Genomic DNA, 20,756 nt, shown 5'->3' with positions numbered 1-20,756 from the left:
CTTTGGAGTTTTTATAAAATGGTTCACGCGCTACACCTCAAAAAAATTAAAAAAGGGTTAGCTAAATATGCAGCGCTTTTTTTGTTAACAGGATTATCGCTTTCAGTCTCGGCTGTAGAGTATGCTGCAAACTTTAAAGGAACAGATATTAATGAATTCATTAATATTGTTGGGAAAAACCTAAATAAAACAGTCATTATTGACCCTAACGTGCGCGGTAAAGTCAATGTGCGTAGTTATGAGTTAATGGACGAGAAGCTCTATTATCAATTTTTCTTAAATGTACTTGAAGTGTATGGTTATTCAGCGGTAGAGATGGATAACGGTATCATCAAAATTGAGAAAAGCTCTGACGCTAAAAAGTCTAATGTTCCTTTGATTACAGAAGATAATCAAGCAAGCGGCGACATGATGGTGACACGCGTTGTACGTGTTAAAAATGTGAGCGTTCAAGAGTTAGGGCCATTAGTACGTCAATTTAGCGATCAAAAAGATGGTGGTCATGTAGCAAACTTTAATGCAGCCAACGTGATGATGCTCACTGGACATGCTGCATCAGTAAATCGTTTAGTTGAAATTATTCGCTCGGTTGACCAAGCCGGTGACAAACGTGTTGATATAGTAAAGCTTAAATTTGCAACGGCGGACGATGTTGTTTCTGTTGTTGAAAATATTTATAAAGACAGTGGTAAGGGAAGTGTTCCTGAGTTTTTAATTCCTAAAGTGGTGGCCGACGGTCGAACCAATAGCGTGATTGTTAGTGGTGAAGGCCAAGCCCGAACTCGTGCAGTTGAACTTATTAGTCGCTTAGATGGTGAATTAGAGAACCAAGGTAATACTAAGGTTATCTATTTAAATTATGCGAAAGCAGATGACCTCGTTAAGGTTTTACAAGGTGTTAGCAAGACACTAGCAGAAGATGCTCAAGGCGGCGCAACTAAAACCCGTACACGTAATCAAAACGAAACCAGTATCGAAGCTCACCCAGACTCAAATTCATTGGTTATTACTGCACAACCAGACACCATGCGTTCATTGGAACAGGTGATTGAGCGTCTAGATATACGTCGTGCTCAAGTATTGGTTGAAGCTATTATTGTCGAAGTTTTTGAAGCTGATGGTATTAACTTTGGCCTGCAATGGATTTCAGAGCAAGGCGGGATGATGCAGTTTAATAATGGTACTACAGTGCCAGTGGGCTCATTGGCTGTTGCCGCTGAACAAGCGCGAGACAAAACAATTACTGATAATGTCATTGGCACTGAAACAAGTAATGTTACGCCAATCGAAAGAACTGTAGAGGGTGACTTAGGCCCACTTGCAACCTTGCTTGGTGGTATTAACGGTTTAGCTATGGGTATTGTCAAAAATGACTGGGGCGCGATTATCCAAGCTGTGTCTTCTGATACCAATTCAAATATTCTCGCTACTCCGTCAGTAACCACTATGGATAACGAAGAAGCATCAATGATTGTTGGTCAAGAAGTGCCAATAATCACGGGGTCTCAAACAGGCTCAGATAACTCAAATCCTTTCCAAACCGTGGAACGTCAAGAAGTTGGTGTAAAGCTTAAAGTAACGCCACAAATTAATGATGGCTCAGCTGTACAGTTAACGATAGAGCAGGAAGTATCGAGTGTCAGTGGTGCAACAGCGGTTGATATTTCATTAGACAAGCGTGCAATTAAAACCACAGTGATGGCCGATGATGGTGGAATGGTTGTATTAGGCGGCTTGATTGATGAAAACGTTCAAGAAAGTGTGTCAAAAGTGCCATTACTTGGAGACATTCCAGTACTTGGTCATTTATTCCGTTCAACCAGTACCAGCAAGCGTAAGCGTAATTTAATTGTATTTATTCGCCCTACAATCGTACGTGATGGCATGAGTATGAATAAACTCAGTCATGTGAAATATAATTTCATTCGTGGTGAGCAACATAAACAAAAAGAAGATGGGATTGACTTAATGCCATTGACAGAAATGCCAATCTTGCCAGAGTGGAATGATGCCTTAGTCTTGCCACCAACGTACGAAGAATATTTAAAACAACAAAACGCAGATGATCGCAAAGATGACTGATGCAATTACAGAGATTAATGACGAGCTAGTCCATAACGAGTCGGCTGAGCTTTTAACAAGCGATGATCTTGTCAGTTTGCCAGCTAAACGTTTGCCATTTTCATATGCGCGTCGTGTTGGCGTATTACTTAGTAAAAATGCTGATAACTGGACGGTTTATTATCGTGGCGAACTAGATGTAAATGCTTTGCTTGAAGTGCGACGAATTGCAGGCCATAGCTTTACTTTAGAACAGCTGGCAGATGATAAGTTTGAATTACTGCTTGAAGCATCTTATCAGCGAGATAGTTCTGAAACACAGCAAATGATGGAAGATATTGGCAATGAGGTTGATTTATTCTCATTAGCTGATGAGTTGCCGCAAACAGAAGATCTCCTTGCTGGTGATGACGATGCGCCAATCATCAAACTGATTAATGCCATGCTAAGTGAAGCGATTAAAGAAGGTGCGTCCGATATTCACATTGAAACTTTTGAGCAAGAATTAGTTATTCGCTTCAGGGTTGATGGAGTCTTAAAGGAAGTATTAAAACCAAATCGTAAACTTGCCTCTTTATTGGTGTCACGTATAAAGGTTATGGCTAAGCTCGATATTGCTGAAAAGCGTATCCCGCAGGATGGTCGTATTAGTTTACGTATTGCAGGTCGTGCTGTTGATGTGCGTGTATCAACCATGCCATCGAGTTTTGGTGAGCGTGTAGTACTGCGTCTACTAGATAAAAATAATGCCCGCCTAAATCTGGAAGATTTAGGTATGACAGAGCGTAACCGGGAGCTATTTGCAGATCTGATCAGTAAACCGCACGGTATCATCTTGGTAACTGGCCCGACAGGCTCTGGTAAAAGTACCACTTTATATGCAGGTATGAGTCAGATTAACTCGCGTGACCGCAATATTTTAACCGTAGAAGATCCGATTGAGTATGAGATCCCTGGTATTGGTCAGACTCAAGTAAATACGAAAGTGGATATGACATTTGCCCGTGGCTTACGGGCTATTCTTCGTCAGGATCCTGATGTTGTAATGGTTGGTGAGATCCGTGACCTTGAAACGGCTCAAATTGGTGTGCAAGCATCCCTAACGGGTCACTTAGTTATGTCGACCCTGCATACGAATACGGCTGCCGGTGCCATTACGCGTATGGAAGATATGGGCGTAGAGCCCTTCTTACTATCATCATCACTGTTGGGTGTGCTGTCACAGCGTCTAGTAAGAACATTATGTAATAGCTGCAAAGAAGGACATGTTGCAGACGAGCGAGAGTGCCAATTATTAGGCGTTAACCCGACTGAGCCACCGACAATTTATCGCGCTGTGGGTTGTGAAGAGTGTAACTTTAATGGTTATCGTGGTCGTACAGGTATTCATGAACTGCTTGTTGTTGACGAGACAATTCGTGAGATGATTCACAGTGGCAAAGGCGAACAAAGTGTTGAAAAATACATTCGAACTCGCAGCCCAAGTATTCGCCAAGATGGTTGTAGCCGTGTATTAGCAGGGCGGACTACGCTGGAAGAAGTGCTACGCGTGACACGTGAGGAAGGTTAATCATGGCTGCATTTGAATACCGTGCCCTAGATAGCAAAGGAAAAGAGAAAAAAGGCATTCTTGAAGCCGATACGGTAAAGCAAATACGCCAGACACTACGTGATCAAGGGTTAATGCCTTTAGAGGTTGTTGCAGCAGCGGAAGGTGAAAAGCAAGTTAAAGGAGCAAAAAAAACCTTACTTGGCAGCTTTTTCAAAGCAAAAATTTCGACTTCCGATTTAGCCTTAATCACTCGCCAACTAGCGACCTTAATTCAATCTGCATTGCCTGTTGAAGGGGCTGTAATGGCGGTTGCCGAACAATGCGAAAAACCCCGTTTAAAGCGTATGTTGATGTCGGTTCGTTCAAAGGTTGTAGAGGGGTATACGCTCGCCGATGGGATGAGCGAGTTTCCACATGTGTTTGATGACCTATACCGTGCTATGGTAGCAGCAGGTGAGAAATCAGGTCACTTAGATCAGGTTTTAAATCGTTTAGCCGATTACACGGAACAACGCCAACACATGCGTAGTCAAATAACACAGGCAATGGTGTATCCAACCATTTTGGTGGTATTTGCGATTGCCATTGTATCTGTATTATTAGGGACTGTAGTTCCAAAAATATTAAAAACATTCGAAAAGTCTAAACAAGTATTACCTTGGACCACTGAATGGGTGATGGCGGCGAGTAACTTTGTGCAAAATTATTGGTTTATTAGTTTAATCGTAATTACAGCTGTGTCTGTGGCTATCAAGCATGCTTTAAAGAAACCAAAAATTCGTTTTTGGTTTGATGATAAAGTGCTACATATGCCTGGTATAGGCAAGGTTGCACGTGGCGTTAATACTGCGCGTTTCGCGCGAACTTTAAGTATTTTGTCGTCGAGTTCTGTACCATTACTTGAAGGTATGCGTATTTCAGGTGGGGTATTAGTCAACGAAAAAATGAAGAAGTCTGTGCAAGATGCAGCAACTCGCGTCAGTGAGGGCGCAAGTCTCCGTGCTGCTTTACAGCAAACTAAGCTTTTCCCACCTATGATGCTTCATATGATCGCCAGTGGTGAAAAGTCCGGTGAGTTGGAACAAATGCTTGAACGTGCTGCGAATAACCAAGATCGAGAGTTTGAGAGTATGGTTAATGTCTCTTTAAAACTTTTGGAGCCAGCGATGATCGCATCAATGGCTGTTATTGTATTGTTTATCGTTATGGCAATACTCCAGCCTATTATGGCAATGAACAAGGCTGTTGGTCTTTAAATTAAGGAAGGTTAAAACGACGCATCATGAGGGTGTGACGTTTTATAATAAATATTGAAGAAAATTAGAGGTATTTTGTGAATAAACAATCAGGTTTCTCATTACTAGAAGTTATGGTGGTGCTGGTTATCATCGGTATGATTATGTCGATCGTAGCGCCAAATATTATGGGTCAGCAAGAAGAAGCTGCCATAGATAAAGCACATTTAGATATTCAGCAAATCGAGGATGCGCTGAGTCTTTATAAGCTTAAAAACAAAGCGTATCCAACCACTGAGCAAGGTCTTGAAGCATTAGTAAATAAAACAAGCATTGAGCCTATTCCTCGCCGTTTTCCCGAAGGCGGTTTTATTGAAAAACTACCGGAAGATCCATGGGGAAATCCTTATCAGCTAATTAGCCCAGGAGAAATTGGTAAAGTTGATATTTTCTCAATGGGTCCAGATGGTGAAGCGGGTACTGATGATGATATCGGTAACTGGGATGAAGAAAAGCAATAATGTGTAAACTCAGCCAGATGTTTACTCACTCTACACATCAAGGCTTACTGTTATGGTAAGCCTTGGTCGTTTGCATTTGGCTCGAGGCGTAAAACACGCAAAAGGTTTTAGCCTCATCGAAATACTAATGGTGCTGGTAGTGATCGGTTTTGTTACTAAAATGGTCGCCTATAGTTTTGATGGTGGTGCTGAAGAAGAGCTAGAAAAGCAAGCGCTAAGATTACACACCACAATCAATTTGGCATCAGAATTTGCCATATTGAATCAAGTTGAATTAGGTTTTCATTTAGATAAGAACGTATTTGAGTTTCTCGTTTTTGATGGTGAAAAATGGGTCACCTTTGATCGCGAAAAGCTATTCGAGCCGGTAGAGGTTGATAACCGCTTTAAACTCACCTTAAACCTTGAGGATTTGGCATGGGCACAGGATAACTTATTAGAGCAATCTAATTGGCGTGAGCTTATGAGTGGTGGGGATGAAGATAGCTTACTTGAACTCAAAAAGTTAAAAATACCGCAAGTACTTATTTTATCCTCGGGTGAAGTGAGTGCCTTTCAACTTACTTACGAACTTGAGAATGCACCAGAGCCTATTTATTTTATTGAAGGGGAGTTTATGGCTCCGGTTCAATTTCGTAGGGAGCCTGAATAGTGATTAAAGCAACTGGTTTTACCTTACTCGAGGTGATGGTTGCCTTGGCTATATGCGCCATGGCAGGCATTGCAGCAATGCAGGCAACGGGTGAGCATATAAATCATCTCGCTACGATTGAAGAACAAACATATGCTTCATGGGTTGCTGAGAATGTGATGGTTGAGCAACGCGCTAAAGGCCGTGAGTGGCAGGGAAAAAACGGCACAAAAGGGACTGAAACACTCGCTGGTTATGAATGGTATTGGCGTCAAGATGTCGTACCAACGGCAGATAAAAGCTTTGTAAAAGTGACTATTAATATATTCACTGATGAAAAACTTGCGGATCCAGTTTATGAGTTGTCCACTTACTTAAACAAAGGTGATAAGTAGTGAAGCAGCGCGGTTTTACCTTACTGGAAGTAATCATAGCCATGGGGATTCTAGCCTTTGTGGTTTTATCGACCCATCAAATTTTAGACTCAACCACAAAAGCAAAAGACGCGTCTGATGAAACAATTGCCGAGCTTAATGGTTTTCAAACAACATTTCGTTTAATGGACCAAGACTTCAGTCAAATGACGAAAAGACAAGTGCGTAATGAAGCTGGAGACTTTCAAGAAACCTATATTCTGACAGGGCGGTATGTTTTGGATAGCCAGTATGATGGGATTGGGTTTGTACGCGATGGCTGGGTAAATCCCATTAACTTGTTGCCACGTTCAGAATTACAAGCCGTTGGCTACCGCGTTATTGACGATAAACTAGAGCGTGTATATCGCGTGTATGTTGATCAACTAGACAATATGGAGCCACGCTCACAAATACTGCTTGAAGATATCGAAGACTTAAAGTTTGAATTTCTTGATGACAAAAATGAGTGGCAAGAGCAATGGCAAATAAAAGCATTGCCTAAAGCAGTTGCTGTTACAATACAGAAAGTAGAACAAGAGCCTATTCGTCGCGTCTTTTTAGTGCCTGGCGAAGGGGGTGTTGAGAGTCAATCATGATATCTTTAAAGCGTTCAAAAGGCGCAGCACTTGTTATTGTTCTATTTATTGTTGCACTTGCGGCCATGTTGGCAGTCGAAATGAGTGCAAATCTAATGGTGCAAGTTCAGCGCAGCACAAACATCCAAAGTCACCAACAGGCTAAGTGGTATGCATTTGCCGCTGAGGAACTGGCTATTAAGGCGATAAACCAAGCCAAGAAAGATGATCCTGATAGTACTAATCTAGGGCAAATTTGGGCCCAGCAAGGCGGTGTTCCTTATCCTGTTGATAATGGCACCTTAAGTGGCACTATTACTGATCTACAAGCCTGTTTAAACCTCAATGCGTTACATGCAAAACCGGTGCAACAAAGTGGTTCATCGAACACCACAAACCCTGCACACAAAGCATTACTAGCCCTACTTGAGAATATTGAAGATTTGCCTACTGATGAATCAGAAGAAGCGATGGCTGATAGTGTATACGATTGGTTAGATGAAGACAGCATCACCTATCGCTCGGGAGCAGAAGAAGATGAGTATTTATCGCGTAAATATCCGTATATGACCGCAAATAGCTTATTTGCTTCTACCTCTGAATTACGCTTGGTTAAAGGGTTTAATCCTTTGGTCATGGAAAAGGTGCTGCCATTTGTATGTGTCATTCCTGGCAACGAGAACTTGGCCATTAACGTTAATACCTTACCAACAGAAAGTGCAATTATTTTAAGCTCCTTGATAGACGGTTTAAGCCTGTCAGGTGCACAAAGTGTTTTATCATCACGACCAGAAAAAGGATTTGATGGTATAGAAGAATTTTTTGAGGAAGTTAAGCAACAAGGCGGACAAAATGTGGACGCCGTGAAAGACTTGCTCACCATCAACAGTGAATACTTTAAACTACAGACGCAAGCTGAATTTGTTGAGCTGCGTTTTTCGATGACCACCTTACTGCATGCCAATAATGGTAAAGTAACGATACTAGCGCGAAAATTTGGAGGCGTACAGTGACAGAAATATTGTTGATCCGTACGGGTCGAACATTAACAGATAGCCTAAATTGGCTTATTTACTCACCTACAGAACAAGAAATCATTGCTAGCGGCGAAATAGCAGCAGCGACACAATTAGGTGAATTAGCAGAAAAAGCACAATCAAGAGAAGTGATAGTGCTCTTGCCTAGCGATCAGGTACAACTAAAGACTGTTGAGCTCCCAACAAAGTGGAACCGTAAGTTAGAACAAGCCCTCCCTTACATGCTTGAAGAAGAGATAGCGTGTGATGTTGATGAGCTATTCATCGCAATCGCAGAGCCAACAATGGTTGGTGACAAGCATGCGATTAATATAGCCATGGCAGACAGGGAGTGGTTTGAGCAATGGTTAGTCCAGTTTAACGAACATAATTTAGAAGTCTTTAAAATACTACCTGATGCGTTGCTATTACCAAGCTCGGATGAAGTTAATCAACTGAGTGTGATTGAGCTAAATAAACAGTGGTTATGCAAATTAGGTGATTGGCACGTGGCAGTGGTTGAGTCTGATTGGTTAGAAGGTTACCTGAGAGCTTTAAATAATCCTGATGTCATACATTACAGTCCTGCTGTAGGCTTTCCTGATACGGTTAATCTGATAGCTAAAACAGAGTCTTATGACCTACCATTAGCATTGTTTGCTAAACAGCTACCTAATATCAGCTTTAACTTACGCCAAGGTATGTATCAGTTAAAGAAGAAGTCTGCTATTTGGTGGGGATACTGGAAAAAAGCCGCTATTGCAGCAGGTGTTGCGTTAGTGTGTAGTATTGGCGTTAAATCGCTAGAGCTTTATAAACTCAATAGCCAAATAGAGCAAACAAAGACTCAAGTGGTGTCTAACTACCAACGTGCGTTTCCCGATAAGAAAGTGCGACCACAGTTAATACGTAGCCAGATCCGCAGTGAGCTGGCCTTGTTAGATGGTGGTAGTACAGCAGGTTTCTTAGATTTAACGAGTGATTTAGTATCGATTTTCGATGAAGTAAAAGATTTTTCGCCTGAAACACTTCGCTATGATCAACGACGAAATGAATTACGGATCCGTGCTAGAGGTAAAGATTTTCAGTCATTTGGTAAGGTGAAAGCAATTTTGGAGCAACGAGGTTTAACCGTTGATCAAGGATCGCTAAATAATGATGGCGACTTTGTTGTCGGAGAGATTAAATTGCGAGGTGCGGCATGAAAGAGCAATTAGTCAATTACTGGCGTTCTTTAAAAGAGCAAGAGCAACAACTTGTAATGATTGCCGGTGCTGTTTTTGTTATTTTTGTATTAGTGATGGGTATTTTTAGACCCCTCAACAATGCAATAGAAAAAGCAGAGCAAGACAACATAAAACAGCAAGAATTGCTTGCTTGGGTTGATGAGAGCATCATTAAGCTTAAAGCCAGTGGAAGTGCTCGTGTAACCAATGATCGCAGCTTAAGCCAAATCGTAAATAGTACGCGTAATCGCTATCAAATCACTATTAGTAAAATGCAACCAAACGATAACTCGCTTCGTTTGACAATTGACTCTGTCGAATTTAATAAATTAGTTGAATGGCTTGATGAGCTTGTTAATTCTCAAGGAGTACTTATTGAGAATTTGGATTTGAGTAAAGATGATAAATCAGGCTTTGTTCGTGTAAGTCGGTTGGTATTAGAGAAGTAGACGATGAAGAAAACAATTTTATTAGTCGCCATTTTTTTACTGTGCTTTTTGGTCTTCACTTTAGTGAAAACGCCAGCTGCTGTAGCGCTTGATTTAGCCACTCCATACCTACCTAAACAATTACAACTAGGTAAAGCTAGCGGTTCATTATGGGATGGTCGTGTCATGCAAGCGCGTTTTGAAAATGAACAGCTGAATAATGTGCGTTGGCAGATTTCGGGCTGGTCACTTTTTAGTGGCAAGCTCGTTGGTACAGTGCGCTTTGGTGACCCTAGAGACAAAGCTGATATCTCGGGTCGTGCTGACTTTTCATATGGTTTGTTTAACCAAGCCATAGATATCAAAAATGCAGTTTTAAGATTAACCGTTGAACGTGCAATGGCGCGTTTACAATTACCACTCCCTGTGAGTGCGCAAGGGCGTGTAATTGTTGACTTAGATGAATACAGCTCGGGCCAACCGTACTGTGATACATTAGCAGGTGAAATAGCGAGTCCAAATATTGATGTCAAAGGATTGAATGGCTGGTTCAGTGTTGGGCCTTTGAGTGGTCGTTTAAGCTGTAAGTCTGGTGATATCGCTGTATTAGTTGACCCTGAAAACCGCTTAGGTTTAGAAGCGGATGCAACGTTAAAAGCGAATCTAGACTTCAAGGTTGCAGGGTATATCAAACCAGAAGCAAGTCTTCCTAAAGAAGTACATGATGCAACTAAATTTCTTGGTCGCCCTGATAGTGAAGGTCGTTACCCATTAAATTTCTAATTTAGGTAAATAGTAGAAGTAATATGCAAATTCCTGAGTTTTCACCTGAGCAAAGCGTGTTATTAACACACTTTCTTTCAGAGCAAAAAAATGCCCTGTCTTTAGCGCAAACACAAGGCTACTTATTTGCTGTTATTTGTGCGCCAGAGCCTCTTGATGTTCATCAGTGGCTCGAACAGGTTTGTCCAGGATGTGACGGGCAAATGGATGAACAGGTGTTGTTTGCATTTATGGCATTGTATCAGCAGATCAGTGAGCAGGTTTTTGGAACAGGGTTTAGTTTGCCTGTCAGTTTGCAGGTGAATTCAAAACAGCAACAATATTTGGATATTCAAGAGTGTCAGCATTGGAGTCAAGGTTTCTTACTTGGAGCAAAAGATTATATTGCTAAATTATTAGCTGCGCCTTTGCTTAGTGAAGAGTTTAAAGCCGCACTAGATACCGCTCATCAGAGTTTAGGCTTTTTTAGCTTATCGCAATCGGATATTGCCGCGATTGCCAGTGAATATGAATTAACAGAGGGGCAGCTTTGTCAGCAACAATACGAGTTGATGGGGGAGTTTGCAGCGGGCTTTGCTGAGTTAATTGAGGTGGTTGCTATGAACAGTCAGTTGTACAATGATGAGGGCTGGAATTAGGTTAACTACCTAATTCCAAAATAATATCAGTGCAACCATTTTTACAGCGTACAACGCCTCTTCCTGGTTGATCTGTTTGCAAATCAAGAGTAAGAACACCTTTACAGGTTTCACAGTGTAGTGTTTGTCCCTTAGCCAATTTTTTTAGTAAGTTGCGTTGCTTTGCAAATGAATCACTGGCTTTTTTATTCAGAGTCGAAAAATCCATCACTTATTTAGCCTTTCTTTCAATGCACTTGAAACAATGCTACATACACTCTCTAAACGCTCACCATAAAAGTAGATGTTGATATCTTTCTCTCGGCAATAGCGTAGGTGAAATACCTGCAACTTCTCATCGGTTATGAATGTTTCTTCGACGTATTCCTGCTCAGAAGCTGATAAATTTAGTTGTGACTTAATAGTATTCTTTGCCATGTTTGCGGCAGGGCTTCTGTTGACTTTGCTAGCATTTGAAAGAAAGCCAATGCCATCACCGAGTAGTTTCTCTCTTGGCTCTTTGATCAATGGGTGATCAATAGTGAATAATGCTAAAATTATAAGCACTAAAATAAGAAATTTTTTCATAGCACAACAAACTTTGATCTGAATGAATAAGGTATGGCTGCAAGTTTAATAAAATGGCCAATTTAAAAGCAAGCAGATACGATGAAATAATTTAAACAGACATATTCGTGATCAATCCCTGAAATTTTTTAGAGATTGAGTATAATGATTTTGATGAGTTGGAAATTTCAGAAATCTTTGAACGTAATGAGATGCATTCTAATTTATTCACTGATTGTCTATATCTGTAAACTACAAACATAATGTTTGAGTATTTATTTCCTAGTGGCGTTGAGGAATTTTAATGGATAAACAAATTAAGGTTAAAAATATCCCAACGGAAGTAAAGATCCAGAAACCGGAAAACGCTTCCCTTGATGATAGATTTAACCCTCGCAACCGAATATACGTAAGGGCTGTTTCCGGTTTACATCAACTATTGAGACAGCGTATTGGCTTTATTGGCATGCTCGCTTTTATGTTGCTACCTTGGATTAACTATCAAGGTCAACAAGCGGTACTATTTGATCTTGTTGGTCAAAAGTTTAATATTTTCGGTTTAACTCTATGGCCTCAAGATCTCACTATTTTAGCGTTTATCTTGATGTTGGCTGCGTTTGCTTTATTTCTAGTGACGACCTTTTACGGGCGAGTTTGGTGTGGATACACATGCCCACAAACGGTTTGGACATTTATTTTTATTTGGTTTGAAGAAAAGTTTGAAGGCACAGCTAATCAGCGGAAAAAACTCGATCAACGGCCAATGGATTTTGATAAGTTTTGGCGCAAAACCGCAAAGCATAGCAGCTGGTGGTTATTCTCATTTTATACAGCTTTGACTTTTGTTGGTTACTTCACGCCGATAAGAGACTTACTTCCTGACGTATTTACACTCGATGCAACGGCTTACTCCTATGGCTGTATTGCCTTATTTGCGGTGTGTACTTATGGGAATGCTGGCTGGATGCGCGAAATCATGTGCTTACATATTTGTCCATATTCACGTTTCCAATCGGCTATGTTTGATAAAGATACTTTTACGGTGAGTTATGATGAAGCACGTGGCGAAAACCGAGGCCCTCGCTCACGTAAACAAGACCCGAAAGAGCTGGGATTAGGTGATTGTATTGACTGTAACTTGTGTGTACAAGTATGTCCGACAGGTATCGATATTCGTAACGGTCTGCAGTATGAATGCATTAACTGTGGTGCTTGTATTGATGCGTGTGATGGAGTCATGGATAAAATGGATTATCCAAGAGGACTTATCTCCTACACAACAGAACGTAACTTAGAAACACCTGAAAATAAAACACATGCAGTACGTCCTAAGTTGATAGGTTATATGGTGATTCTTGTTGTTTTAACTGGGGCACTGGTTGCAAATATTGCGATGCGTAAACCGATGGAGTTCGATATTATTCGTGACCGAAATCAACTTTATCGCGTTGACTTTAATGGCTTGGTAGAGAACACCTATACACTTAAAGTCATCAATAAAGCACAGTATGAGCAAACCTTTAATATTGCTGTAGAAGGGTTAGATAACTTTGAATATATAGGTAAACAAACATTCACCGTTCCTTCTGGGGAATCATACAATGTGCCTCTCTCTCTAGTCGTTGATCCTTATGATTTGAAAAAGCCAATGACTAAGTTTGAGTTTGTACTTTCTGTCGATTCCGAGCCTGATGTACAGATTTCACAGCCTAGCAACTTCTTTAAGGGACAATAATTAAGTACACTGAGCACATACAATAAAAAGCGGGGATTTCCCGCTTTTTTTATATAATGGGACCTTATGAGTAAATTTAGTTTTGTTGACCTTACGCCAGATTCAATTTTAGATGCCGTAGAAAGTATCGGAATTTATGCAGAGTCAGGGCTATTGGCTTTAAATAGCTACGAAAATCGTGTTTATCAGTTTAAAGCTGAAGATGGTTATCGTTATGTTGTTAAGTTTTACAGGCCTGAACGCTGGACTAAGGAGCAAATACTTGAAGAACATGCTTTTGCGTTTGAACTCGCGGAAGCTGAAGTGCCTGTTGTTGCGCCGGTTTGTAGAGAAGGTGAAAGTCTCTTCGAACATAATGGATATTTGTTTGCATTATTCCCAAGTGTAGGAGGGCGGATTTTTGAAGTTGATAACTTAGATCAACTCGATGTCCTTGGCCGCCTAATAGGGCGGATGCATCAAATTGCAAAGGCACAATCCTTTTCTCATCGCCCTGAAATGAGTTGCGAAGAATATTTGCAGACAGCGAAAGTTCATTTGCAAGCGAGTAACTTAGTGCCTATGGCCCTTGAACATCCGTTTTATACTATTTTGGATCTGGTTATTAACGAGACGACGGCTCAGTATAAAAATGTTGAAACAATCCGTCTGCATGGTGATTGTCACGCTGGCAATATTCTTTGGTCAGGTGATGCACTTATGTTTGTAGATTTGGATGATAGTCGTCAAGGTCCTGCCATTCAAGATTTATGGATGATGCTCAGTGGCGATCGTAATAACCAACTGTTACAGTTAGACACCTTAGTTGCGGCGTACGAAGAGTTTTGTGATTTTGATCATAATCAGCTTAAACTCATCGAACCATTACGTGCCATGCGAATGGTGCATTATATGGGGTGGCTCGCAAAACGCTGGGATGATCCTGCATTTCCACGGAACTTTTCTTGGTTCGCAGAAGACAAATACTGGGAGCAGCAAATACTTGCTCTAAAAGAACAGCTTGCGGCATTACAAGAAGCCCCGTTAAAATTATTACCATAAATTTTAAAAAGATAAGTAAAGACGAGAAAATAATGTTTAAAAAATTAAAGTTAAGTCTACTCATTCTATGTTTACCTTTTGCTGCATTTGCGGCTGACTTCGAAGCAGGTAACCAGTATGAAGTATTGAAAGTTGAAAAAAGTGCTACCCCGCAAGTGACTGAGTTTTTCTCTTTTTATTGCCCACACTGCTTTAAGTTTGAGCCAGTAGCGAAAGCACTGACCGCAGCGCTGCCAGAGGGCACTGAGTTTGTTAAAAACCACGTTAACTTTTTAGGTGGGGTGTCAAAACAAACACAAAGTAACTTAAGCTATGCCTACCTTATTGCTAAGCAACAAGGAAAGGGAGAGCAAGTGGCAGATCAAATTTTTCATAGCATTCATGTTCAACGTGCACCACTGCAAAATATTAAAGATGTGAAAGCATTACTGGCAACGAACGGTATTAGTAATGAAGTCTTTGATACTGAAATTGCAAGTATGCCAGTAATTAGTGCAGAAAAAGCGATGCAAGACAAACAAAATAAGTATTCACAAATCGGTGCACTTACAGGCGTACCAACATTTATTGTAAATGATAAATATAAAATTAACTTAAACACTATCAAGAGCCAAGAGCAGCTTGATGAGCTGGTTAAGTTTTTACTAAAACAATAATTTTGGAGTGTAAAAGTAATGATTAAGTTAGTTAAAGCTACCTTATTGGCGATGACATTAGGATTGGCAGCGAATGCAACTGCTGCACAATATGAAGAAGGTAAGCATTACGAAGCATTTGATGCGCGCGCTTCTAAAAAGCCTGAAGTAAAAGAGTTTTTCTCATTTTATTGTCCGCATTGTAATAGCTTCGAATCAATCGTTGCGCAGCTAAAGCCGCTTTTGAATGACGGTGTTGCTTTTAAAAAGAGCCATGTAGACTTTTCAGGACCTCGTGATCCAGAAATTCAGGCTATGTTAGCTCAAGCTTATGCAACTGCGGCTGTGTTACCACAAAAAGATGCTTTAGTGGCTGCCATTTTTAATCACATTCATGGTAAACGTGCACGAATCAATGAATTAGCAGATATGAAAGATATCTTCGTATCACAAGGTGTATCGGAAGCTGATTTTGATAAATACTACAATAGCTTTTCTGTACGTACGATGGCATCAAAAATGAAACGCGATCAAGAGTACTACAAACAAAAAGGCGCATTGAAAGGCGTACCAACATTCATTGTGAATGGCAAATATCGTTTAATTTTAGGTGCTGAGTCCGGTATTAGTGATGCAAAAGGTATGGCTGACCTTATCAACTATTTAGCTGATAAATAAATATAAGCAAATATATTAATAAGCTCCGCTCGCGGAGCTTTTTTATTGGTGATGAACATGGAAAAAGTTTTAGTATCAAGCTGCTTACTGGGTAATCCTGTACGCTACGATGGCCAATCGCAAAACCTATTAGACCCAGGATTAGAATCACTCAAACAACAAAAAAGGTTAGTTTCCTTTTGTCCTGAAGTGGCTGGTGGTTTACCTATCCCAAGGCCGCCCGCTGAAATTAAAGAGGGTCGAGTGTTAACGAAAGATGCAGAAGATGTCACTGCTGAATTTATCGCAGGAGCAGAACAAGCCTTAAAAATTTGCCAAAAGCATAAAATTCGTTTTGCTTTACTAAAAGAGTCCAGTCCCTCCTGCGGGCGTAACACAATCTACGATGGCAGCCATACGGGGCATAAAGTTATAGGGATGGGTTTAACCGCACAGTTATTACAAAGTAATAATATAGAGGTGTTCAGTGAAGAGCAGTTGCCAGCGCTATTTGCTGCGCTGGCAGAAAACTAAACTTATTTACGTTGTAAAAATACACCAGACTCAATGTGATGCGTGTATGGAAATTGGTCAAATATAGCAAAGCGCTTAACTTCGTGTGTTTTACAAAGGTGCTCAAGGTCGCGTTCAAGCGTATCTGGATTACATGAGATATAGATAATATTGTTGTAATTGGCCACGAGATCACAGGTGAGCGTGTCCATTCCTGCACGGGGTGGGTCAACTAAAATACTCTGACAATTATAACTTTTCAGATCAATGCCTTCTAAGCGAGAAAACGTGCGTTCACCTTTCATGGCTTGCGTGAACTCTTCGCTCGACATGCGAATAATATCTAAGTTATCCACTTTATTTTGTGCAATATTATATTGTGCAGAGTAAACAGATGATTTAGAAATTTCAGTTGCGAGTACACGATCAAACGAGTTCGCTAAAGCAATCGAGAAGTTACCGTTACCACAATATAGTTCGAGTAGATCATTCTCTAATGGTTCACAAAGTGCTTGTGCCCATTCAAGCATCTTAATATTTACTTTGGCATTTGGTTGGGTAAAGCTATTTTCTACTTGTTGATAAATAAGCTCTTTTCCATTGACGTTTAGGCGCTCTACGACGTAGTCATTACCAATCACTTCTTTTTGTTTACGTGCGCGGCCAATAAAGTCGATGTTAAATTGTGTACTGAGTTTTGCTTTTAGTGCTTTAATTGCCTCTAACCACTCATCACATAAGGGCTTGTGATAAAGCAAACTGACAAGAATCTCACCACTTAAAGTTGATAGGTAATCAATTTGAAATAACTTACGGCGCAGGATTTCACACCCTTTTAAGTTTTCAATCATTGCCTGCATAACTTCACCGACTAAAGGCGCAGCAGGGTCAAAATTTTCAACGCGAATTTTCTCTTTGGTTTGTTGATCAAACATAATGTGAAATAGATCATCACCTTCATGCCAAACGCGAAACTCAGCTCGTTGACGGTAGTGAATTGGATCAGAGCTAAATACTTCTAACTTTTCAACACCGAAACGTTGAAACTGAGAAAAGATGCGCTGCTCCTTTTCACTTAGTTGTGCATCATATTGAGTTGTATCAATTTTTATAACCGCCATGGCTGATTACCTTTTATCTCTTAGCTTTATATCGGCGCTATTGTAGGGGGCATAGAAGATTTGTCTAGTTTTGTTACTTATTTTTGGTGTTGTTTTTTTATACAGAAAACTTAAGTTTTCTAACTTTTAGCCGATAATGAGGTAATCATCACATGGAGTCGGATCATGAAAATTGGCAACCAAGGCTATATGCCTAATACAAACGTAAATAAGTACAATGGTAAGCAACCATTGCAGCAGCCTAAAATTCAAAGTGCTCATGATAGCTATCAGCAAAGAGGGCGAGAGTTGGCCGCCAAAGTGCTCGGCGATAAACTTGCCGCTGAGTTAGGGTTACCTGTTGTAGAAGAGAAAAAAGATAAGCCCCTGTTTGACTTTGAAGCAATCGTTAAGAATGTACTTGATTTCGTTGGCGGCGCTATTCGCAAAGCAAAAGCGGATGGTGCAGATGATGAAAAACTTAAAAGTATGCTGGGTGAAGCCCGAAAAGGCGTTCAAATGGGAGTTGATGAGGCTTATGAAGAGCTAAAAGGTTCAAATCTGCTAAATGACGATATTGAAGAAGGTATTGAGAAATCAAAAGAAGGTATCTTCAGTGGTATAGATCAACTTGAGGAAAGTCTTTTTAACCCCAAGCCAGCTTCTGTGTCGGTAAGCCAAGCACAATATATAAGTTTACGAAATAATGCTGAGTATACATTCACGACAGCAGAAGGCGATGAAGTGAGTATCAGTTTTGCAGATGCGTATACTAGCCAATCTGCCAGTGCTTATAGCAAGCGTGGTGGAAATGAAGCATTTGTAAGTGAGTCATCACAATCTCGCGAGCTTTCATTTTCGATGTCAGTGAATGGTGAACTAAATGAACAAGAGCAAGAAGCAATTAATGCGCTTATGGAAGATTTACAAGGAGTGAGCGAGACCTTTTTCTCAGGTTCATTAGATGAAGCATTTAAACAGGCGCAGGAACTTAGTTTAGGTAATGAGCAGCTTGTTGCCTTCTCTATGGATCTTAAACAAACGAAGACTGTTGCAAGCATAAAAGGCTATGAACAAGTCAGGCCTACTCCTGAAAAAGATGTCGCAGAAAAGATAGCGCCATTTAATGATGACTTGAAAGAAACCTTGAATAAGGCAAATGAACTTGGTTTACAAAATCAACTTGCTGGTATTTTAGAGTGGTTAAATCAAGATAAAGAAGAAGTGAGCAAGTTAGTCGACTATACCAAGACCATGCTTGAGCAGATGAATAAGATCAACGCTGACATCGAAGAGCTAAAATCGTAAGCTTTCTTTTTAAATAACTGCATGGCAAACTTCTGACCTTTGATTTTCAGGGGAAAGCAGTTTGTCAGCTCATATCATGGTATTTGATTCAGGTATTGGAGGTACTACTGTACTTGAGCAAATTCAACAACTGATACCTGAAGCCACTTATAGTTACTTTATGGACAATGTACTATTGCCCTATGGTGCTAAACCGCCGCAAAAGATCATTCAACGCTTACTGGCTTTAATTCATTTTATTGAAAGTAGCGCATTGCAAGTTGATATCTTAGTAATAGCTTGTAATACCGCTTCGACCTCTGCACTCAACATCATTCGTAGGCACACTCATATTGAAATAGTAGGTGTGGTACCTGCAATTAAACCCGCTTGCCTAATAAGTAAAACAAAACATATCGGTCTAATTGCCACTCCCGCAACTGTAAATAGTCATTACACTAAAGCACTTATCAAAGAACATGGTAAAAATACGAAAGTAAGCTTATATGCATCAACCAAGCTGGTGGAGTTAGCTGAAACATTGTTTCATACTCATTCATTATCTAACTATGAGTTTAATGAAGAAATAGCTGCACTCAATATTGCTGGTGATATTGATGTGCTAGTGTTAGGTTGCACACACTTTCCATTATTAGCAAATACATTAGCGATGTGCTTTGAGAAGCCGGTAAAGTTAATTGATTCCGGTAAAGCGATTGCCAATAGGGTAAGTAGCTTATTAATGAAACATCAACTTGCCTTATCAATAGACACAAAAAAGCCGCTGCGTTATTACGCAACGGCCCCTATTGATGCTTCGCAATTAAGCATCGAGCTTATAGAGTTGACTGATCAGACTCCTGACGAAAGTGACTAGCTTCACCTTCTTGTTTTTGTTTTGCCTCACGCACTTTCAAAGTGCGTTGCTGGAATTCACTATCATTCAACTGATTGATTGCTTTGTCTGCATCGGTTTCAGCCATTTCAACAAAACCAAATCCACGTCGCTTACCAGTGTTTTTATCTTTCAATAGACGGACGTTGAACACTTTGCCTTGTTCTTCGAACAAAGCACGAACGACACCTTCATTAGCACGGTAAGGAAGATTGCCAACATAAAGTGTTTTTGTTTTTACTTCAGCCTCCTCACTTGCCGGTGATGCAACAACAGCAATCACTAAAGCACCAATTAATAAACCTGCACCAAACAACAACGCAGGGTCTAAGGCTAAGCTTGCAAATGCAAACTTAACAACGACAAAACCTAATACAGCAATAATAATAGAGAAAAGAAAAGATTTTTGATCGGGTAATTTCATTTTAGATCTACCAATAAACAGGAAATAAACATTAATTTAACATTGTGAGCTTGCTATCTTAACGTGTTAAATGAACATAGCAATGTTATTTGCATTAAATTATGAATATTGGCTTAAAAAACAGTCATAATTGCAGCACGTTTTGTCGTTTTAGGTAAATTTAGTTCGCTTTTTGAGCAAACAGTAAAAAGATCTAAAAAAAGGGTTGATCTGTTTTCGGATCTCCCTATAATGCGACCCCACTGACACGGCGGGCAGCAACGAAAGACGCTGAACAACGTAGCAGAGAGTTAAGTGAAACTTCGGTTTCAAATAATCGAAAGAAAATTTGAAATTAAGTGTTGACTCGAAAAATTAAGGATGTATTATACGCATCCCTAGCGACAAGGTCGCAACGTTCTTTAACAATATAAAGCAATCATCTGTGTGGGCACTCGTACAGATTGAGTTCTAACAGCAGAGTCTAGTTCGCTAGATGACGCAAACAAATTTAGAGTCTCAATTTCTTATGAGTGGCTATATAGTCAATTTATACAGAATTCATTGAGCACGAAACTTCGGTTTCAAAAAACTTTTAATTGAAGAGTTTGATCATGGCTCAGATTGAACGCTGGCGGCAGGCCTAACACATGCAAGTCGAGCGGAAACGAAGAGGAGCTTGCTCCTTTGGCGTCGAGCGGCGGACGGGTGAGTAATGCTTGGGAATGTGCCTTATGGTGGGGGACAACAGTTGGAAACGACTGCTAATACCGCATAATGTCTTCGGACCAAAGTGGGGGACCTTCGGGCCTCACGCCATAAGATCAGCCCAAGTGGGATTAGCTAGTTGGTAAGGTAATGG

At 40.4% G+C, this 20,756-nt stretch carries 23 protein-coding genes and 1 rRNA gene (1 of these 24 running past the window's edge); 20 read left to right on the top strand and 4 right to left on the bottom strand.

Features of this window, described 5'->3' with window-relative positions:
• Positions 1-18 precede the first annotated feature (18 nt).
• The 12 genes from gspD to L0Z67_RS15400 all read left to right on the top strand — a co-directional run bounded on the left by gspD (position 19) and on the right by L0Z67_RS15400 (position 11,082).
• Positions 19-2,082 carry a type II secretion system secretin GspD gene (gene gspD / locus L0Z67_RS15455; protein ID WP_062567037.1) on the top strand — a complete coding sequence of 688 codons (2,064 nt, stop codon included), beginning with the start codon at positions 19-21 and terminating at the stop codon, positions 2,080-2,082.
• Positions 2,075-3,631, top strand: a complete 1,557-nt coding sequence (gene gspE / locus L0Z67_RS15450; protein WP_405128215.1) for a type II secretion system ATPase GspE — start codon at positions 2,075-2,077, stop codon at positions 3,629-3,631. Before gspD ends, gspE begins: the two co-directional genes overlap by 8 nt.
• 2 nt (positions 3,632-3,633) lie before the next feature.
• Positions 3,634-4,869, top strand: coding sequence for a type II secretion system inner membrane protein GspF (gene gspF, locus L0Z67_RS15445; RefSeq protein ID WP_062567039.1), 1,236 nt, complete (start codon positions 3,634-3,636; stop codon positions 4,867-4,869).
• A 77-nt stretch (positions 4,870-4,946) separates the two neighbouring features.
• On the top strand, positions 4,947-5,369 hold the full coding sequence (gspG, locus tag L0Z67_RS15440) for a type II secretion system major pseudopilin GspG (RefSeq protein WP_062567040.1): 423 nt from the start codon (positions 4,947-4,949) through the stop codon (positions 5,367-5,369).
• A gap of 52 nt (positions 5,370-5,421) precedes the next feature.
• Positions 5,422-6,021, top strand: a complete 600-nt coding sequence (locus L0Z67_RS15435) for a prepilin-type N-terminal cleavage/methylation domain-containing protein (RefSeq protein WP_062567041.1) — start codon at positions 5,422-5,424, stop codon at positions 6,019-6,021.
• Positions 6,021-6,395: a type II secretion system minor pseudopilin GspI gene (gene gspI / locus L0Z67_RS15430; RefSeq protein WP_062567042.1), complete on the top strand. Its 375-nt coding sequence runs from the start codon at positions 6,021-6,023 to the stop codon at positions 6,393-6,395. The genes L0Z67_RS15435 and gspI overlap by 1 nt, the downstream gene beginning before the upstream one ends.
• Positions 6,395-7,012: a type II secretion system minor pseudopilin GspJ gene (gspJ, locus tag L0Z67_RS15425; protein ID WP_062567043.1), complete on the top strand. Its 618-nt coding sequence runs from the start codon at positions 6,395-6,397 to the stop codon at positions 7,010-7,012. The genes gspI and gspJ overlap by 1 nt, the downstream gene beginning before the upstream one ends.
• Complete coding sequence (gene gspK / locus L0Z67_RS15420; protein ID WP_062567044.1) at positions 7,009-8,004, top strand: type II secretion system minor pseudopilin GspK; 996 nt, start codon at positions 7,009-7,011, stop codon at positions 8,002-8,004. Before gspJ ends, gspK begins: the two co-directional genes overlap by 4 nt.
• A complete protein-coding gene (gspL, locus tag L0Z67_RS15415; RefSeq protein WP_193987921.1) occupies positions 8,001-9,212 on the top strand; it encodes a type II secretion system protein GspL in 1,212 nt (403 codons plus the stop codon). Before gspK ends, gspL begins: the two co-directional genes overlap by 4 nt.
• A complete protein-coding gene (gene gspM / locus L0Z67_RS15410; RefSeq protein WP_062567046.1) occupies positions 9,209-9,682 on the top strand; it encodes a type II secretion system protein GspM in 474 nt (157 codons plus the stop codon). Before gspL ends, gspM begins: the two co-directional genes overlap by 4 nt.
• 3 nt (positions 9,683-9,685) lie before the next feature.
• Positions 9,686-10,444 carry a type II secretion system protein N gene (locus tag L0Z67_RS15405; protein WP_062567047.1) on the top strand — a complete coding sequence of 253 codons (759 nt, stop codon included), beginning with the start codon at positions 9,686-9,688 and terminating at the stop codon, positions 10,442-10,444.
• A gap of 23 nt (positions 10,445-10,467) precedes the next feature.
• A complete protein-coding gene (locus tag L0Z67_RS15400) occupies positions 10,468-11,082 on the top strand; it encodes a UPF0149 family protein (protein WP_062567048.1) in 615 nt (204 codons plus the stop codon).
• Between the two features lies 1 nt (position 11,083).
• Here the strand turns inward: L0Z67_RS15400 and L0Z67_RS15395 are convergent, their stop codons facing one another.
• Positions 11,084-11,290 (bottom strand): hypothetical protein, encoded by a 207-nt coding sequence (locus L0Z67_RS15395; RefSeq protein ID WP_062567049.1) that lies wholly within the window; start codon positions 11,288-11,290, stop codon positions 11,084-11,086.
• Positions 11,290-11,649 (bottom strand): hypothetical protein, encoded by a 360-nt coding sequence (locus tag L0Z67_RS15390; protein WP_062567050.1) that lies wholly within the window; start codon positions 11,647-11,649, stop codon positions 11,290-11,292. Before L0Z67_RS15390 ends, L0Z67_RS15395 begins: the two co-directional genes overlap by 1 nt.
• Before the next feature lie 283 nt (positions 11,650-11,932).
• Here L0Z67_RS15390 and ccoG point away from each other — a divergent pair, with 283 nt between their 5' ends.
• The 5 genes from ccoG (at position 11,933) to L0Z67_RS15365 (ending at position 16,230) form a co-directional block, all read left to right on the top strand.
• Positions 11,933-13,363 carry a cytochrome c oxidase accessory protein CcoG gene (ccoG, locus tag L0Z67_RS15385; RefSeq protein ID WP_062567051.1) on the top strand — a complete coding sequence of 477 codons (1,431 nt, stop codon included), beginning with the start codon at positions 11,933-11,935 and terminating at the stop codon, positions 13,361-13,363.
• A gap of 66 nt (positions 13,364-13,429) precedes the next feature.
• On the top strand, positions 13,430-14,404 hold the full coding sequence (locus tag L0Z67_RS15380) for a serine/threonine protein kinase (RefSeq protein ID WP_405128214.1): 975 nt from the start codon (positions 13,430-13,432) through the stop codon (positions 14,402-14,404).
• A gap of 32 nt (positions 14,405-14,436) precedes the next feature.
• Positions 14,437-15,060: a thiol:disulfide interchange protein DsbA/DsbL gene (locus tag L0Z67_RS15375; RefSeq protein ID WP_062567053.1), complete on the top strand. Its 624-nt coding sequence runs from the start codon at positions 14,437-14,439 to the stop codon at positions 15,058-15,060.
• An 18-nt stretch (positions 15,061-15,078) separates the two neighbouring features.
• A complete protein-coding gene (locus L0Z67_RS15370) occupies positions 15,079-15,717 on the top strand; it encodes a thiol:disulfide interchange protein DsbA/DsbL (RefSeq protein WP_062567054.1) in 639 nt (212 codons plus the stop codon).
• A 57-nt stretch (positions 15,718-15,774) separates the two neighbouring features.
• Positions 15,775-16,230, top strand: coding sequence for a DUF523 domain-containing protein (locus tag L0Z67_RS15365; RefSeq protein ID WP_062567055.1), 456 nt, complete (start codon positions 15,775-15,777; stop codon positions 16,228-16,230).
• A 2-nt stretch (positions 16,231-16,232) separates the two neighbouring features.
• On the opposite strand, the gene trmA is transcribed toward L0Z67_RS15365, so the two are convergent.
• Positions 16,233-17,330 (bottom strand): tRNA (uridine(54)-C5)-methyltransferase TrmA, encoded by a 1,098-nt coding sequence (gene trmA, locus L0Z67_RS15360; RefSeq protein WP_193987917.1) that lies wholly within the window; start codon positions 17,328-17,330, stop codon positions 16,233-16,235.
• Between the two features lie 165 nt (positions 17,331-17,495).
• Between trmA and L0Z67_RS15355 the strand changes: the two genes are divergently transcribed.
• The gene (locus tag L0Z67_RS15355) at positions 17,496-18,617 is read left to right on the top strand and encodes a DUF5610 domain-containing protein (RefSeq protein ID WP_062567057.1); all 1,122 of its coding nucleotides are present in this window, start codon (positions 17,496-17,498) and stop codon (positions 18,615-18,617) included.
• Between the two features lie 61 nt (positions 18,618-18,678).
• Positions 18,679-19,473, top strand: a complete 795-nt coding sequence (gene murI, locus L0Z67_RS15350) for a glutamate racemase (RefSeq protein ID WP_405128213.1) — start codon at positions 18,679-18,681, stop codon at positions 19,471-19,473.
• Here the strand turns inward: murI and L0Z67_RS15345 are convergent.
• A complete protein-coding gene (locus L0Z67_RS15345; protein WP_062567059.1) occupies positions 19,433-19,915 on the bottom strand; it encodes an RNA-binding protein in 483 nt (160 codons plus the stop codon). The two genes, murI and L0Z67_RS15345, sit on opposite strands and share 41 nt — an antisense overlap.
• A 575-nt stretch (positions 19,916-20,490) precedes the next feature.
• On the opposite strand from L0Z67_RS15345, the gene L0Z67_RS15340 reads away from it, so the two are divergent.
• Positions 20,491-20,756 (top strand): 16S ribosomal RNA (locus L0Z67_RS15340) (it continues 1,275 nt past the right edge of the window).

This window comes from Pseudoalteromonas sp. PB2-1, from assembly GCF_045040605.1.
GTDB lineage: Bacteria > Pseudomonadota > Gammaproteobacteria > Enterobacterales > Alteromonadaceae > Pseudoalteromonas > Pseudoalteromonas arabiensis.
Note: the sequence above shows the minus strand (reverse complement) of the source record. Positions and strands in the feature narration are given on the sequence as shown.

Excerpts from the sequence above, each read along its gene's own strand:
- gspD (WP_062567037.1), top strand. The coding sequence starts at position 19 with ATGGTTCACGCGCTACACCTCAAAAAAATTAAAAAAGGGTTAGCTAAA.
- gspE (WP_405128215.1), top strand. The coding sequence starts at position 2,075 with ATGACTGATGCAATTACAGAGATTAATGACGAGCTAGTCCATAACGAG.
- gspF (WP_062567039.1), top strand. The coding sequence starts at position 3,634 with ATGGCTGCATTTGAATACCGTGCCCTAGATAGCAAAGGAAAAGAGAAA.
- L0Z67_RS15435 (WP_062567041.1), top strand. The coding sequence starts at position 5,422 with ATGGTAAGCCTTGGTCGTTTGCATTTGGCTCGAGGCGTAAAACACGCA.
- gspK (WP_062567044.1), top strand. The coding sequence starts at position 7,009 with ATGATATCTTTAAAGCGTTCAAAAGGCGCAGCACTTGTTATTGTTCTA.
- gspM (WP_062567046.1), top strand. The coding sequence starts at position 9,209 with ATGAAAGAGCAATTAGTCAATTACTGGCGTTCTTTAAAAGAGCAAGAG.
- L0Z67_RS15405 (WP_062567047.1), top strand. The coding sequence starts at position 9,686 with ATGAAGAAAACAATTTTATTAGTCGCCATTTTTTTACTGTGCTTTTTG.
- L0Z67_RS15400 (WP_062567048.1), top strand. The coding sequence starts at position 10,468 with ATGCAAATTCCTGAGTTTTCACCTGAGCAAAGCGTGTTATTAACACAC.
- L0Z67_RS15395 (WP_062567049.1), bottom strand. The coding sequence starts at position 11,290 with ATGGATTTTTCGACTCTGAATAAAAAAGCCAGTGATTCATTTGCAAAG.
- L0Z67_RS15390 (WP_062567050.1), bottom strand. The coding sequence starts at position 11,649 with ATGAAAAAATTTCTTATTTTAGTGCTTATAATTTTAGCATTATTCACT.
- ccoG (WP_062567051.1), top strand. The coding sequence starts at position 11,933 with ATGGATAAACAAATTAAGGTTAAAAATATCCCAACGGAAGTAAAGATC.
- L0Z67_RS15380 (WP_405128214.1), top strand. The coding sequence starts at position 13,430 with ATGAGTAAATTTAGTTTTGTTGACCTTACGCCAGATTCAATTTTAGAT.
- L0Z67_RS15375 (WP_062567053.1), top strand. The coding sequence starts at position 14,437 with ATGTTTAAAAAATTAAAGTTAAGTCTACTCATTCTATGTTTACCTTTT.
- L0Z67_RS15370 (WP_062567054.1), top strand. The coding sequence starts at position 15,079 with ATGATTAAGTTAGTTAAAGCTACCTTATTGGCGATGACATTAGGATTG.
- L0Z67_RS15365 (WP_062567055.1), top strand. The coding sequence starts at position 15,775 with ATGGAAAAAGTTTTAGTATCAAGCTGCTTACTGGGTAATCCTGTACGC.
- trmA (WP_193987917.1), bottom strand. The coding sequence starts at position 17,330 with ATGGCGGTTATAAAAATTGATACAACTCAATATGATGCACAACTAAGT.
- L0Z67_RS15355 (WP_062567057.1), top strand. The coding sequence starts at position 17,496 with ATGAAAATTGGCAACCAAGGCTATATGCCTAATACAAACGTAAATAAG.
- L0Z67_RS15345 (WP_062567059.1), bottom strand. The coding sequence starts at position 19,915 with ATGAAATTACCCGATCAAAAATCTTTTCTTTTCTCTATTATTATTGCT.